The sequence below is a fragment of the Pseudoalteromonas sp. JB197 genome, assembly GCF_002332205.1.
Taxonomy (GTDB): domain Bacteria; phylum Pseudomonadota; class Gammaproteobacteria; order Enterobacterales; family Alteromonadaceae; genus Pseudoalteromonas; species Pseudoalteromonas nigrifaciens.
On the sequence record NZ_NRGZ01000002.1, the window covers coordinates 570582 to 586798 of the forward strand.

11 protein-coding genes and 1 pseudogene are annotated in these 16217 nt (G+C 37.7%); 7 read left to right on the top strand and 5 right to left on the bottom strand.

The annotated features are described in order from the left end of the window. Positions 1–68: 68 nt before the first annotated feature. Positions 69–1079, bottom strand: a complete 1011-nt coding sequence (gene gntR, locus CIK86_RS17675; protein WP_086997549.1) for a gluconate operon transcriptional repressor GntR — start codon at positions 1077–1079, stop codon at positions 69–71. 236 nt (positions 1080–1315) lie between these two features. Beyond that, a complete protein-coding gene (locus CIK86_RS17680) occupies positions 1316–2587 on the bottom strand; it encodes an aminotransferase class I/II-fold pyridoxal phosphate-dependent enzyme (RefSeq protein ID WP_086997553.1) in 1272 nt (423 codons plus the stop codon). Between the two features lie 415 nt (positions 2588–3002). Between CIK86_RS17680 and CIK86_RS17690 the strand changes: the two genes are divergently transcribed. Continuing rightward, positions 3003–3254, top strand: a complete 252-nt coding sequence (locus CIK86_RS17690) for a helix-turn-helix domain-containing protein (RefSeq protein WP_257010479.1) — start codon at positions 3003–3005, stop codon at positions 3252–3254. Next, entirely contained in the window at positions 3247–3345 is a 99-nt protein-coding gene (locus CIK86_RS17695) for an SEC-C metal-binding domain-containing protein (RefSeq protein WP_254910752.1), read from the top strand. The genes CIK86_RS17690 and CIK86_RS17695 overlap by 8 nt, the downstream gene beginning before the upstream one ends. Before the next feature lie 133 nt (positions 3346–3478). Here CIK86_RS17695 and CIK86_RS17700 read toward each other — a convergent pair whose 3' ends face one another. From CIK86_RS17700 to CIK86_RS17710, 3 genes and pseudogenes are all read right to left on the bottom strand, one after another. Beyond that, a complete protein-coding gene (locus CIK86_RS17700; protein WP_086997434.1) occupies positions 3479–5650 on the bottom strand; it encodes a S46 family peptidase in 2172 nt (723 codons plus the stop codon). A 178-nt stretch (positions 5651–5828) separates the two neighbouring features. Next, positions 5829–7913, bottom strand: a pseudogene (locus CIK86_RS17705) (EAL domain-containing protein). A 165-nt stretch (positions 7914–8078) separates the two neighbouring features. Beyond that, positions 8079–9866, bottom strand: coding sequence for a PDZ domain-containing protein (locus CIK86_RS17710; protein WP_086997437.1), 1788 nt, complete (start codon positions 9864–9866; stop codon positions 8079–8081). Positions 9867–10092: 226 nt separating this feature from the next. Between CIK86_RS17710 and CIK86_RS17715 the strand changes: the two genes are divergently transcribed. The 5 genes from CIK86_RS17715 (at position 10093) to CIK86_RS17735 (ending at position 16097) form a co-directional block, all read left to right on the top strand. Beyond that, positions 10093–11607 carry a GGDEF domain-containing protein gene (locus CIK86_RS17715; RefSeq protein WP_086997440.1) on the top strand — a complete coding sequence of 505 codons (1515 nt, stop codon included), beginning with the start codon at positions 10093–10095 and terminating at the stop codon, positions 11605–11607. A gap of 216 nt (positions 11608–11823) precedes the next feature. Then, positions 11824–13167, top strand: a complete 1344-nt coding sequence (ppnN, locus tag CIK86_RS17720; RefSeq protein WP_011330093.1) for a nucleotide 5'-monophosphate nucleosidase PpnN — start codon at positions 11824–11826, stop codon at positions 13165–13167. A gap of 8 nt (positions 13168–13175) precedes the next feature. Then, a complete protein-coding gene (gene xni, locus CIK86_RS17725; RefSeq protein WP_086997443.1) occupies positions 13176–13949 on the top strand; it encodes a flap endonuclease Xni in 774 nt (257 codons plus the stop codon). 69 nt (positions 13950–14018) lie between these two features. Then, on the top strand, positions 14019–14402 hold the full coding sequence (locus tag CIK86_RS17730; protein ID WP_011330091.1) for a DUF3192 domain-containing protein: 384 nt from the start codon (positions 14019–14021) through the stop codon (positions 14400–14402). Between the two features lie 12 nt (positions 14403–14414). Then, positions 14415–16097, top strand: coding sequence for a hypothetical protein (locus CIK86_RS17735; RefSeq protein ID WP_086997446.1), 1683 nt, complete (start codon positions 14415–14417; stop codon positions 16095–16097). Positions 16098–16217 lie beyond the last annotated feature (120 nt).

The following is a 16217-nucleotide window of genomic DNA, read 5'->3' on the forward strand; positions in this document are numbered from 1 at the left end:
ACCATATTTCACTTACAACTCAATATTCTAGGTTTAATATTTGGTTGCTTTATGAGTGACATAGTTAATCAAACACTTTCACCTAAATGAATCACGTAACCGGTATCACATATTTGCTCATCGGGTATTTCAATATCTGCTGTTGAACTAATACGACTGAGTAATTTAGCCCCCGCAAGGTTACCAATCTGATAACGCGGCGTGATCACACTGGCTAGCTGAGGCACCATAGATTGACCAATATCATGGCCATGAAAGCCTGCAACCCCCATGTGTTGAGGAACAGAAATATTATTTCTTTGACACTCAAAAATAGCACCAATAGCCAAATCATCATTAGTACAAAATATACAGTCAGTATCTGGGTGTTCAGTACGTGTTTTTTGCAATAATTTAGCGCCCAAACTAAACGACGAAGCTTCATTTGTCATCACACTTTTAGGAGTAAGCCCCCTTAGTAACATTGCGTCGCTATAGCCTTGAAACTTCAATTGTGTGCGCATATCTAACCTTGCACCAAGGTAAACAATATTCCGGTAGCCCTTATCTAAAAGCGCATTGGTCATCTCAAAAGCAGCTTTAGCGTTATCAAAACCAACCGCTTGTTGTATTGGAGTGTGATGAATATCCATTATTTCAACCACAGGAATATCCGCCATAGCAATCATTTTTCGGGTTCTGTCGGTATGCGTTGTTTCCGATAATATTAACCCATCAACATGATATGATAATAAATATTCAACTCTCTTTTCTTCAATGTCGGGGCTATAGCCATAATGCGCGAGCATTGTTTGATACCCAGCAGGCTCAGTAATATCTTCAATTCCGCGAATAACTTGCGAAAACACTTGATTAGTTAACGATGGGACAAGCACACCTATAGAGTAGCTTTTGGCATTGGATAATAAATCAGGGGCTTTATTAGCAATATAACCAAGTGAATCTATGGCTGCTTTAATTTTGATTTGAGTTGTTGCTGATACTTTCTCTGGGTTACGTAAATAACGACTTACCGTCATTTTAGTTACCCCTACTGCATCCGCTATATTTTGAAGTGAAGAGCGTTTATTTTTTTTCATCACAGGTAATTAATTTATTATGTTACAAGTAACATAACAATTATAATCGCGGTTAGCCACTTTTAAGCTATTTTTCTAGGTAAATTTAACCTTATTGATAATATCTATACTGCCTAGGCTTACTTAAATCAACTGATTATCAAATTAGATACTTAATTATATGCTTTTCAATGAAAAAAATACAAATGCCTCAGTGTATAGAGGCATTTTAAACGATGTTATTACTTATTAATAGCTTACGCTTTATCGAGCGCTTGACTTACATCTGCAATAATATCGTCGATATTTTCAATACCAATCGATAAACGCACTAAATCACGGCTCACACCCGCATTAGCGAGTTCTTCATCATTAAGCTGACGATGCGTGGTTGATGCAGGATGACACGCTAGCGACTTAGCATCACCGATGTTTACCAAACGCAGTATCATATTGAGTGCGTCGATAAAACGAGTGCCTGCTTCCAAGCCACCTACAATACCAAAACTTAATATACCCGATGCTTTACCATTAGTTGTTTTTTTACACATTGCGTTGTATGGACTTGACGCTAAGCCTGCATAGTTAACCCATGAAACTTTAGGGTGCTTTTGTAAATACTCAGCCACCTTTTGTGCATTTTCGCAGTGACGTTCCATTCGCAAACCTAAGGTTTCAAGGCCAATTAGAATGTCTGATGCATTTTTTGGTGCAAGTGCCGCACCGGTATTTCTAAGCGGAACCACTCTACAGCGACCAATAAACGCGGCTTCTGCAAAGGCTTCGGTATAAACAACATTATGATAAGACGGATCGGGCTCGTTCATCATGGCAAAGCGTGTTGCATTTGCTTTCCAATCAAATTTACCTGAGTCAACAATCATGCCGCCAATGGCAGTGCCGTGCCCGTTTATGTATTTAGTTAATGAATGCACCACTATATCGGCACCCAGCTCGAATGGGCGGCATAAGTACGGCGTTGCTACTGTGTTATCAACAATAAGGGGCACACCTTTACTGTGTGCTATTTTGGCTAATCGGGCAATATCAACAATATTACCTGCAGGGTTGCCAATTGATTCACAAAATACTGCTCGAGTATTATCATCTATTGCGTTTTCAAAGGCCTCAAAGTCATCTGCTTTGATCATCCGTGCTTCAATACCTTGGCGTGGTAATGAATGTGCAAATAAGTTGTAAGTGCCGCCATATACTTGGCTAGTACTAACAATGTTGGTGCCAACTTCACATAAACATTGAATTGCGTAAGTAATTGCTGCCATGCCAGAGGCTACAGCCAGTGCGCCTACGCCCCCTTCCATAGCCGCGATACGCTGCTCTAATACTGCGTTAGTTGGGTTCATAATACGGGTGTAAATATTACCAGGTACTTTTAAATCAAATAAATCAGCACCATGCTGGGTGTTATCAAACGTATAAGATGACGTATTATAAATTGGCACTGCTGCAGACTTTGTGGTTGATTCTGATTCGTAGCCATGATGCAGCGCTAAAGATTCTAGTTTCATTAGTATATTCCCTGTTATTAATTCACTTAGCGTTAAATTAGCACTTATATGCTACTAAGTGCACTTGAAATATACTAATGACAATTGAAATTTTTAACCTTTAAAAACAACCACTGTTAACTTTTAAAGCTATAACTAGTTTAGCTATAAACTAAAACCAATAATAAAGAGTATTACGCCTAAATAAATAATACATGCAGATTCATATTTTTTGATGTCTCACCTGCAATCAGGTCGCACGTGCCTGTATATATCCCTTTGCACACAAATAATACTCCCACTGTTAGTCTATAGTTATTTAAATTTATCAACTTTTGCCGTAAAACACCGTTCCTTTAGGTCGGTGATATAAGGCAATAGTCGCGAAGCGACTAAGTGGGTTGTTCCTTTTTGATTGACTGTATATAATAACAGTATGATTATTCGCAAAGCTTATAAATTTCGTTTAAAAACAACACCCGATATTAACGCTAAAATGGCGCAATATGCGGGAAATTGTCGATTCTTGTGGAATAAAGCCTTAGCGATTAACTTATTTAAGTTACAGAATGAACAAAAAATTTGCTACTACCAAGAGTTGGATTTCTTTTCCAAACTTTGGAAAAAAAGCGAGGAGTATGGCTTTTTAACACTATCGCCCGCACAAACTATCCAACAAACTGGTTAAGTCTACACCGCAAGTATTCGATAAAGTCCCTGAGCGTAGCTCTCCTTGTTTATGCGGTAGTGGTAAAAAGTATAAAAAGTGTTGTGCTTAAATTATAGCTCACAATTTAACCTCCTTTCTCATTCTTTAATATAAAAATGCCACCTGTTAATAACAAGTGGCATTTTATTATTTGCTATAAAGTTCAGCTAAAATAAAGATTCGGCTTTATTTTTACGCTTAACTTATTTTACTATTTTCATTTCATCTAATAAATTTTGGGCATTATCTACCTTGTCCATTACCCATAGCATGTAACGAGAATCTACGTGAATTGAGCGGTTTAGTTCTGGGTTATAATCCCAATCGCCAATGATGCTTTCATATACGCCATCAAACAATAAACCCACCAGCTCGGCTTTACCATTGAGTGTTGGCGAGCCTGAGTTACCGCCGGTTGTATCTACGTTTGATAAAAAGTTAACAGGTACTGTGTTCATGCCGCCGGTGTAATCACCATAAAGCTTGGCTTTAATTTGCTCTTGTAACTTTTTAGGTGCATTAAATGGGTCAACATCGGTGTTTTTAGCTAGTAACCCTTCAAGCGATGTAAAGGGTGTTGCTACCAAGCCATCTTGAGGTGAGTAGCCACCTACTGTGCCGTAAGTTACTCGTAATGTGCTGTTTGCATCTGCATATACGGCCTTATTTTGTGCTTTATTAAAGGCAATAATAGCGCTCATTAACTGCGGGCGAGCAGCTTGTAACTTGCCTGCAAGTGCTTTTGATTTATCTTCCTCAGCTTTCATTACTTTAAATATTGCTTTAGCATATTGCACAAATGGGTCTTGGCTTTGGTTTAGCTGGCTAAACGATTGCTCAAACAATGAATTGCGTACAACTTCGTTATCAAGTGTTGATTTAGTATACATTTGCTCAAGCAATGCACTTTGTTTCGCTTTATCAAAACCATTCTGTAGTTTAAATGCCTTATCAACCTCGCTAAAGCGCTCTTCTTTCGGAAGTGCAGCATAAAGCTCTAAAAAGTGCAGTAAAATAGCTTTATCTACATTGGCATCAAAGCGACGCGTCATACGCTCAAGCCCAGCTTTAATGCGCGGTAAGTCACGCTCTTGGTATCCAGACTCTCGCTCTGCATTTGGCTTTTGTTGCTCATACGCTAAACGGTATAAGCTGCGAGCGGTACTGATCATTTGTGATCTGTGTACATAACCTAACATACGATCGCGCTCGCTATGCAGTTGCGATTGCGCTACTAATGCCGATAGCTCATTTAAAACATCGCCATATTGCTGCTTGCGTGTTTTATCACTATTAATCCATTGAGTTAGTTCTTGCTCAAACTGTTTTTTGCGCTCAAACATGGTGCCTTTTTTAAAGCTTTCTATCATTGAGCCATAGTTTTTAATGTAATTATTGTAACCTGCAATAGTGCTTTCGTAAGCTATACGCGCTTTACTGCCGTCCTCTGCGTTTTCTTCAATAAGTGCTACGTATTTTGAATTATGTTCACGCGCTTTAGGATAGCTGTCGTTAAATACGTTATCTACTTCTGCAGCAATACGGTAACGGTTAGTACGCCCTGGATAGCCTGTTACCATTACAAAGTCGCCCTCTTGCACACCTTTAGCACTTACACTTAAGTAAGAATCGGGTTCATAAGGTACGTTATCTTCGCTGTACTGTGCTGGTTTACCATCTTTTCCTACATACGCACGGTAAAAACCAAAGTCGCCGGTATGGCGCGGCCACATCCAGTTGTCTATATCACCGCCATATTTACCTACGCCCATAGCGGGAGCGTATGCTAAGCGTACATCTTTTATTTCTAGCGACTTAATGAGGTAATACTCTAAGCCACCATGAAACGAATACACATTACAACGATAGCTCTCATCGGCTTCACACTGAGCCACCAGTGCTTTTTCATTTTTTTCAAGGGCATCGTAGCGTGCTTTAGCACTTAACTGTTGAGTGTCTTTAATTACTTTGTCGGTAACGTTAGTTACGGTTTTAGTAACATAAACACGAGAGCCAGGAGCTGCGGGTAAATCTTGCGCTGGAGTTTTAGCTAAAAAGCCATTTTCTAAAATATTATTATCGGTTGTTGAGTTGTATTGAATAGAGCCATAAGCACAGTGATGGTTTGTTACCACCAAACCTTTTGGCGATACAAATGATGCCGTACAACCACCTAGGCTAATTACCGCATTCATCGGGAATTCGGTTAATTTTGAAATAGATTTAGCATCTATTTCAAGCCCTTTGGCTTTTAATATTGATTCTAATTCTGGAAGCTGATGTGGTTGCCACATGCCTTCATCTGCAATTGCAGTGCTTGAGAGTGTAATTGCTAAAGTTGATGCTATTGTAGCGACAAGAGGTGTTAAACGCATTATAGAGTCCTTTTTATTGTTTCTATAACAGGTTACTCGTGAAGTGTTATGCAGGTCAATACCGTGGTAATAAATTGTTACAATGTGCCCTATAAACCCTCATATATAGCGTTAATAGCAAACTGTGGCAGCTATATTTTGTATTTACTTATAACTACTTTATATAATATGTGATTATTTATAAAAACCTTGGTGAAAAATCCAATAACAACTCCTCAGGTAATGGCTTGCTAAAATAGTAACCTTGAACAAAATCACAATTTAACTCACCAAGTAAAACAAGCTGCTCTTTCGTTTCCACTCCCTCTGCAACCACGGTTAACCCTAAGCTATGCGACATGGCTATAGTTGCTTTGACTAAATTACAGTCTTCTTTTTTGGATGTAATGCCATTAATAAACATGCGATCTATTTTTAAAACATTAAAAGGGTACTGCCTTAAATAGCTTAATGATGAATACCCACTACCAAAGTCATCCATTGATAGCTTTATGCCCAATTTAGTTATTTCTTGCAAGGTGTCACTTATATTCAATTTAGCATTCATTAACACCCCTTCGGTAATTTCTAACTCTAAATATTTAGCCTTTACATCTAGCTCGCTTAGAGTGTCTTTTATAAAACTAAGTAGCGCTGTGTCTCTAAATTGACTTGGGGATAAATTAACAGCCATAGTATATTTATGGTGTTGCCCTTTATTTAGCTGCTTATTTTGCCATTTTTTTAAAAGCTGTAAGGCTTGCTTAATAACAAACTTCCCAATGGGGATAATCAACCCATTATGCTCGGCTATTGGAATAAATTCATCGGGCGGTATATTCCCCAGCACTGGGTTATACCAACGTAGCAAAGCTTCCGCGCCGGTAACATGTTTATTTTTAACATCTAACTGCGGTTGGTAATATAGTTCAAATTCATTACGCTGTAACGCACCTTGCATCTGCTCCTCTATCGCAAGGCGGCGCTGAATTACTACATTCATTTGTGGAGTAAAAAACGAGTAACTGTTACGTCCCAAGGCTTTTGCTTGATACATTGCCGTATCTTCATTGCGTAAAAGATCAGACGCTGTATCGCCATTTTCGGGTACATAGCAACCCCAATACTCATGGTGAGTACAAGTTCTCTCCCTTCAATTTTAAATGGCGAGGTAAAACTTTTCAGTAGCTTTTCTGCAATATCTATTGCGTTATTATAACTATTAATACCCCGCAATAGTACAATAAATTCATCTCCTCCTAAACGCCCTATGGTGTCTTCTTTGCGAATGACTTGCTGTAATCTTGCAGCTGATTTAACCAGTAGCTTATCGCCTAGTTCATGGCCAAACGAGTCATTTACTTTTTTAAAGTTATCTAAATCAATAAAAAGTACAGCCACATGCCCCTTGTTTCTTTGTGCTTCAAAAAGCATATGCGATAGTCGGTCAAGTGCTAAAAAGCGGTTAGGTAATGAGGTTAAATTATCATAATAAGCTTGTTTACGGATCAGCTCTTCTGCCTTGTGCTGCTCGGTAATATCTCGAATAATAACCATAACTTGCTGATATTGAGAAACATGGTTAATTCTTGCCTCAAAGTACACAACTCCCAATGGCATGGTTAGTTCATATTAAAAGCTCGCCATCTGTTTTTGGCTTAAGGCTTGGGAAATATTCTTTCTAAACTTACTGCTAACATCGTCTGGTAATAAATCAAACATACTGCTACCAATAAATTGCTGAGGTAAAGCATAAAGATTACTGCTACTGGCTTGATAATCAGGGATTTTGCCATCTTCTTGCATTACAAAAAATAGATCAGGAATAGCCTCAAATATTGTTTCCAACATTTTCTCTCTGAACATAGCCTGTTCTTGCGCCTGTTTAACATCGGTTAAGTCAATATCAATACATTTGTTTAATGCCATATTGATTTATAAACATTACATGGCTTGAAAACACCGAAACATCATTATTATTTTTATCACGAAGAGTTAGCTCTGCTGCAGGAATTTCTATGCCATTATTAATCCAATTTCCGTGGCCAGCAACCACGGCCTCTCGTAAATCACTTGGTATAATTAAATCTTCAAGCTTTTTACCTGTTGCTTCAACATTCGTATAACCATAAAGCACTTCGCTGCCTTTATTCCAATAAATAACACGGCGTTGTTCATCATACCCCTGTACAGAAATAGCATTCACAGCATCAAATAATTGATGTAATGGGTCATTAACAACATATTGGTGAGCTAAAGTATGTATATTATTTTTAGATTTCATTCTGATCAATTAATAAATAATACTTAATATTTATAATAGAACGAAATAATTAAATTAACACTTAAAGGAGCGAATAAATGCTTTTAGGTAATGCGGCAATATAAGAGTGTAAAAATAAAAAGGAGCCGTTGCTCCTTTTAGTTATTAGTTTTTAACTCATTAATGTTAATCTTTTTTAGCGTTATTAGGATGCTCAACACCTATCCATGCTTTAAACAACGCCTTTTGTTCACTCGATGCTTGCTTATTAGCAATCACCTTTTTAGGTTTATCAAAATCTTCTGATAAAACTAAACTGGTGCTAGCAAGTGCATCGCGGCGAATATAATCAATTGTAATTTTATCCCCTACTTTATACATTTCTAGGCTGCTGGTTAAATCCTTACCAACGTGATGCTTATTAATAGCAACAATTTTATCATCTGTTGTTAAGCCTGCCTGCCATGCACTGCCACCGCGTTTAACATGCGAAAGCGTAAGGAGTTGGCCGGTATTTTTTGCCACAGCATCTATACTAGCTAAGGCTTTCGCTTTTTCTGGACGCTCAAATGTTAAACCTACTTTATTGAGTAACTCGTCAAAATTTAGTGAAACTGGCGAGTCGACATTAGTTTGCCACCAAGTGTTGTAATCACGCCCGGTTAGGTCTTTTAAAATATTGAGTACATCTAAAGAAGTAAAACCTGCAGGTAATTTATGTTGCTTATAAAGTGCCTTATGTACATCGCGATAACTTATTTTACCTTGGCTTTTTTCTAGTAAATCAATATCTAAAGCAAGTGATAACAATGAGCCTTCTGAATAAATGTTAGTAGAGTAATTACGCGCGTGATCCCCGCCTTGGTTTATCCACTTATCAAAGCTTGTTTCGCTGGCGCTTTGTACTTCGCGACCAGGTGTTTGTAAATGACGATTAATTGTTTTACTCAGTAGGTTAAAAAACTCATCAGTGCTTTGAATGCCTGAACGCACTAATAAATGATCTTCAAAATAGCTGGTTGAGCCCTCTGCTATCCAAAGTAATTTAGAGTAATTCATATTGGTGTAATCGTAAGGTGTTAGGCCCGCTGGGCGGTAGGCTTTAACGTTCCAAGTATGAATAAATTCATGCGCCGCAGTGCTTATAAAGGCTAAGTAATCTTCGCGTTTAGCGAATCGGTCTCGCGGACGCTGAATAATAGTCGAATTTAAATGCTCAGTAGCACCACCCGCTCCCGAGGTTGCATGCACCATAAATACATAACGTTCATACGGGTAGTCATCCCAAATAACATTGCCAGTAGCCACTAATTTTTTTAGATCCGTTAGCATGAGCTCTACATCATAATTACCGTCACCCCATATAACTAAATCGTATTCACGGCCATCAACTTTAAAGGTGTGTAATTGGTTAATACCTGTCTCGATTGGTGAATCTACAAGTACGTCATAATCTGCCGCCTTAAATGTATTTTTACCTTTGTTATTTTTCATTCCAGAAACAGAGCGCCACTGTTTAGGCACCTCTAAATTAACCGTAACGGGTTCTTGGCGAAATGAGTCACTAAACATAAAAAAGCCTGATGCATCAATAAATGCATGGCTGTCATCAATATGGCGCGCACGTTTGCCAAGCTCATTTGCGTATACTTGATATGCTAAGTTAACTTTAGTTGGCTTATTTAAATGTACACGCCAGGTGCTGTGATCAATTTTTTCCCACTTTAGGGGGTTACCCGTACTGTCTTTTGCATCAAAGTAACGCACCCCATTGGCTAAATTTAATATTTCGTAACGCCCAGTGCGCCATGCAGGTAATTTAATGTCTAAATGCGCTTGTGCCGTTTTGGGAAACTCTACCGTAACATTACCTAAGTGGTGCTGTGGCTGAGAAATGTTTAATGAATAATTTACATCAGCAAACGTAGGGGCAGAACATGCGGCTAAAATAGACAGCGCTAATAGCTTTTTCATAATGGCTCATAAAGATAACTTAGTGTGTAAAGAAGACTAACAAGGCGCTATTTAAAAGTGAATTAAAAGCGATAAATAGACTTTTAGATACGTTTATTGGCAATAACTCATTAAAAACACAAAGTTTTTAATGAGATAACTACACTTAATATAAATTTGTTGTAAACTTAACTTATACTAATTAACACAATGGCGGTATGTTTAGGTGCCTGTTAAATCTAATTCTATGGACAAAAAACTCAAACAAGCTATTGAACAACGAATAGTAATTGAGAGCGCAAGGAAAACCCAAGTAGACACTCTGTCAAATTTAGCAGCTAAATTGTCTTTAAGCTGTAAGGGTCTTGATATTGAATTAGATAATCGCCTAGCTAAATTTAGAAGCGCACTTAATAAAGGGGTTAGCTTTGAGCACTTATCGCCGTTAATTAATGATATTTTAGTACTTTTAAAAAGCCAAGAAGCCATTCAACTCGCTCATCAACGCGACTTATACACAAGTGTAAAAAATGCTGGCAAGCAATTACAAAAAACTAATGGCTTACCTGACGACACACGCAGAACACTGCGTAACTTGTTAGATAATGAGCTTAATAACGTTCAGTCAACCCATGGTTTTATACCGCTATTAAATCAATTAATTACTATTTATAACCAAGCGTTACACACTAAACGTACGCTAGTGCCAAATCAGCAAAGCGATGATATTTCAGCCGTAACTAAAAAATTATTAGAACTTGCCCACCAGCTGGTACTTGAAGATAAAGCAGGTGAGCAAATTCAATCGATAAGAACCACTATTTTACAAAGTAATACTGTAGATGACATACTCGCTGCCGCAATTGAAATTATTAGTATTATTGTAAAAAACATTAATAACGAGCGCCAATCAGCGCAAAGCTTTTTAGTGTCTTTAAATAAAACCTTAGAAGAGTTACACCATTCGATTTTTTCGACCAGTAAACATTCCGAATCTATGGGAATTGAGTTTGACGCATTAAATAAACGTATAAAAACTAAAATTAATAATCTTAATGAGCAAACTAAGAGTACCACCTCAATTTCATCGTTAAGAAAATTAGTTGATCATGAATTAAAGTCCCTCGGTGAAGATTTTATTGCCAAAGAAGAACTTGAACGCAAAGATCGAAAAATACTTATAACCAGCTTTGATGAAATAAATAATCGTATTGGCAGCTTAGAAAATAAACTCACTAAATATAAAAAGCGCCTTAACGATCAACGTTTTAAAAGCCTGCTCGATAGCCTAACTAAACTGCCAAATAGAGCCGCCTTCGATGAGCGCTATAATCACGAAATGCACTTATTTAATGTGCAAGCATCCGATGTTACTCTGGTGGTGATTGACGTAGATTATTTTAAGTCAATAAACGACAGGTTTGGTCATACTGCTGGAGATATTACGCTACAAGTTATTGCTAAAGCCTTGCAAAAGTCGATAGAAAAAACTGACTTTATAGCGCGTTATGGCGGCGAAGAATTTGTACTATTAATGCCAGGTACTTCTTTGGAGCATGCTATTCCCCAACTCGAAAAGCTTAAAAATAATATAAAAAAGATCCCGTTTAAGTTTAAAGATAAGCAAATAGAAATTACAGTGTCACTTGGCGCAACTCAGTTTAAACAAGGTGACACATTATTAAAGGCATTTGATAGAGCAGACGATGCTTTATACGAAGCCAAAAACGCAGGTCGGGATCGTCTGTGTATACGTAAATAATGTTATATAGCTCAATTGTTTTGAGTTTTATAACTAGCTAGTTTTTTACATTTTATACCAATTGTATTAAATGAGTCGTTAATTATAGCAACCACTCTAAAAAAGTACGGCGCCTTATATATTACTTATATAAGTTCAAGTGCCCAAAATGAGTTTAACCTGCTAGAACAATCAACGCTTGTATTCAATTGGTATTAAGCAGCAAGGAGAATGCCGATGTTAATACAGTTAAACCCAACTGGGGTTTTAGATTTACTGTCGCAATTAGAAGTTGATTTATTAGAGCAATCTTCCGCTAGTGAACGCTATCGATTATTTAGAAACTGCGCGCTTGCCGTCCTCAACGTAGGCAGCCATACAGATGAAAGTAGCGATATCTACGATAAATACCAAGACTTTGATATTCGTTTAGTTAGCCGTGAGCGTGGCATAAAAATAGAACTAATTAACGCACCTGATACCGCATTTGTTGATGGTGAAATTATTACCGGTATTCACGAACATATATTTTCTGTGATCCGCGATATTTTATTTATATGTCAAAAATACGAAAAAGATCTTAAAGAACAAAAAGCCATTACCCACATGGTTTTTGATATGCTCAGAAATGCCGATGCACTAAAAGTAAACAGCGAACCAAGCATGATTGTATGTTGGGGTGGGCATTCTATTAGTGAAGTTGAGTATAAATATACCAAACAAGTAGGCTATGAGCTGGGCCTGCGCGGCTTAAACATTTGTACCGGCTGTGGCCCTGGCGCTATGAAAGGCCCAATGAAAGGCGCTACTATTGGCCACGCTAAGCAGCGCATTAAAAACAATCGTTATTTAGGATTAACCGAGCCCAGCATTATTGCAGCAGAGCCGCCTAACCCAATTGTAAATGAATTAGTCATTTTACCCGACATAGAAAAACGTTTAGAAGCCTTTATACGCACAGCTCACGCTATCATTATTTTTCCTGGTGGCGCTGGTACTGCTGAAGAGTTTCTTTATTTATTAGGGATATTATTACACCCAGAAAATGACAAACAATGCCTACCGGTTATTTTAACAGGACCCAAACAAAGTGAAGCCTACTTTAAAGAGCTGTGCCACTTTATTGAAATGACACTGGGTGTAGAAGCACTCAGCAAATTTGAAGTTATTATAGATAACCCACAATTAGTAGCGCAAAAATTAAAGTCGACCATGGCTAATGTTCGCGACTATCGTAAAAGCCAAGGCGATGCATACTATTTTAACTGGACATTAAAAATAGAAAATGACTTTCAACAGCCATTTATACCATCGCATGAACAAATGGCGAACCTAGACTTGCACCTAGAACAACCAAAACAGTTATTAGCTGCAAATTTACGCCGCGCATTTTCGGGCATTGTTGCCGGTAATGTTAAAGAAGAAGGCGTAAAAGCAATTAAACAACATGGGCCTTATATTCTAAGTGGCGAGCCTAGTTTAATGAAAGCAATGGATAAGTTATTACAAGCTTATGTTGACGAGGGAAGAATGAAACTGCCCGGCAGTAAATATGTCCCCTGCTACACAATCAAGGCGTGAGTTCTGTATTGAAACCCCATTTATTACTTATTGATGCGCTTAATTTAATTAGGCGCATTTACGCGGTAGACGCGAATCAAAAACATCACAGTGATGAGCAAATGCTTAAAGCAAGCTGCGCACGTGTAGCGCATGCCTGCTCAAAACTTTTAAGCAGCACTAAAGCAACCCATGCCATTGCCGTATTTGATGGCGATAAAAGTTGGCGCTATCATTTTTATAAAGATTACAAACACTCCCGTGCTCCTATGCCACAAATACTTAAAGATGCATTAGTACAATTTAAAGCCGCCATTGAAGAAACCGGTATTGTAGTGTTTGAACCAATAAACGATGAAGCTGATGATATTATTGCAACCCTTGCAAATAAGGCATCACATAACAACATCAGCAGTGTGATTGTCTCAACTGATAAAGGCTTTTTACCTTTTTTAAATGAGCATATAGCTGTGTATGATTATTTTAAAAAACATTATTTAGATCAAGATAGTATTAAGCAACGCTTTGGCGTTGAGCAAAAAAAACTAGTAGAGTTTTGGGCATTTGCTGGCGATAAAACCAATGATATTCCGGGCGTAAAAGGCATAGGCACTAAATCGGCGCAGCTACTAGTTAATAACTATAGCTCTGTCAAGGATGCACTCAATGACGATGCTCTTAATGCCAGCTTACGTAAAAAGCTAACTGAGAATATGGATATGTATGTTATTTCAAAGCAACTGGTTAGTTTACGCACCGATATAAACTTAGGCTTTAGTTTAAAGCAGTTAAGGCTTAATTAGTCGCAAGTTAATAGCACTGCCGTACGACAATACGTATACTATTAGTAGTGATGGTTAGTAGAGTAAGTAATGTTCAAAAAGTTTTTTAGATATTTAATTTTAGGTTTAGGGCTGTATGCGCTAATAGCCACGTTAGTGATCGTTTTTTATAAAGATGATCCACAAGCTATGATTTGGCAAGACAGAGAAGCCTATAATAAACGCTATATCGAAAAGCTAAAAATAGAAGACACTGCAACCCTCAATAGTGTACTCGAATATTTAGGTAGCCCAGATCTTACCTTTGCTAAGCGTGATGAGGACCAAGTATGGCAAATTGTTTTTTATCGTACCCAGCATAAAACATCTGACGGCATTACTACTATAGATGAATGTACCGGCTTATTATTTAAAAACGGGCAGCTCATTTTATGGGGTCCCAGTGCTTACGATCAATATCTAAAACCAGGTTAGGGAAACGGCATAATGGATGAGCCTGTATCAATAAAGCTAAAAAGGTTGCTTGAGCATACGCAGCTATTTTTAGCTTCATACAATAATAAAAAACAATGGCCTACCTTTTATCCGCTAGTGTGCAAACTTGCAGAGCAATACCGAACCCTTTATAAGCAAAATCCGAGTGCTCTACAAGCGCAACTTATGCTTTATAAAACTCAGTACGACTTTGCTACCAACCTTGTAATTAACCAATGTATTTTAACAACCGCACTGTGCGTAAGCCAAAATTACGATGACGAACTAAGTGAGCTGTATATTAGTGCGTCATTAATTGAGCACTTGTGCGTAGGCGCTCAACTTAATAAACTGTCCAAACAAATAGCGTTTACCAGTACCGAAAGCCAAATATGGCAATTACGCCACAAACTTGCAGCGCGCGTATTACTAACCGCAAAGCAACCTGCTCATAGTATTACTCAAGTATTAGCTAAACTGAGTAAATATAAACACGCCTTAGTAAGCACCCCTAAAATAATGTTATACGATGGCGGCACAATAATTGTGGCGTTAGCTAATATTTTGGCAGTTAACCTCACGTGTAATGCAGCAAATCAGCAAATAAATTTTTATAAAGCGATAGCAGACTTATATTTGCGAACCCCAAATTTATTTGCTCAGCGACTCTTAAAATCATTAATTGCGCATATTGGCCCTTTGCTCCCCGGGAGCCGAGTTTTATATGCCGAACAAGCAATGATTTATTTAGCAACCGACGCCCAGCAGCGCCACATACTTATTAAAAACTTAAAGAACAAAATAGTTTGGTATAGGGTAAAAGCAACGCTTAACGATAACGCAGTACAATGGCTATGCGCTGATAAACGTATACTTTATAAAGTCTGGGATACTGAATATGTAAATATAAAAGCCGCAACTCCCAGTACCCAAAGCACATTATATGATCTAATTGGGCTTATTAAACTGCAACAAGAGTATAGCTTTAACAATATAAATACTTTATTAGCCCCACACCCTAATGTTATTAAAAGCTTATGCCAAGCAGTTAAACCATATAACAAAGAGCATCAAGCCGCTAAAGATTTAAAGCATAGTTTGTCTATGGTTGGCTACAATCACGCCCCAGCTATTATACAGCGCGTGGTATTTGAGCAACTAGTTTTTACTATTCCTCACCCTTTACATGCTTTTTTAGTTAATCGACTCAAGTGTATGGTCGATATAATGACGCTATTGGTCTATAACAATAAGCAATATCAATTTGAGCATATTTGTTTACCTTTATATGCTTACGCGCATTACTTATTAATACATTGTAGTACGCAACTCTCAAGAAAAACGCCTATAGCGCACGCCCCCAATAAATCATCTGATACACCTATATGTGCATTTTTTGGTATAGAAAACATGGATAGTAAGCATTTAAACCAGCAGTTATCAGCGCTTTTAAGCGATAACCCATGGACCTTTGCATTATTAGACGCCGAACAAGTAGCTAAAAACGAGCTAACTGAGCAAAGTAAGCTATGGGTAGCATTTAAAGTAGTAGCACAAAGCGTGTTTAAGCCAAAAACAGCATTAACACCTTGGCAACAGCAAACACTTAAGCAGCAATTAATAGCCCAGGGCTGGGACAATCAAGCCGATTTTTATGACAAACTTCAAACATTAGCTTTGTTTGATAGTATTTAAGCTACTTATTTTAACTATAAACAGCGGTTATACCCAGTATTAATAGTATAAACTGGCAAAATGACTTAATAATTGGTATAAATGCGCCCTTGAATTCTCAAGCTCGTTCACATAAATTTT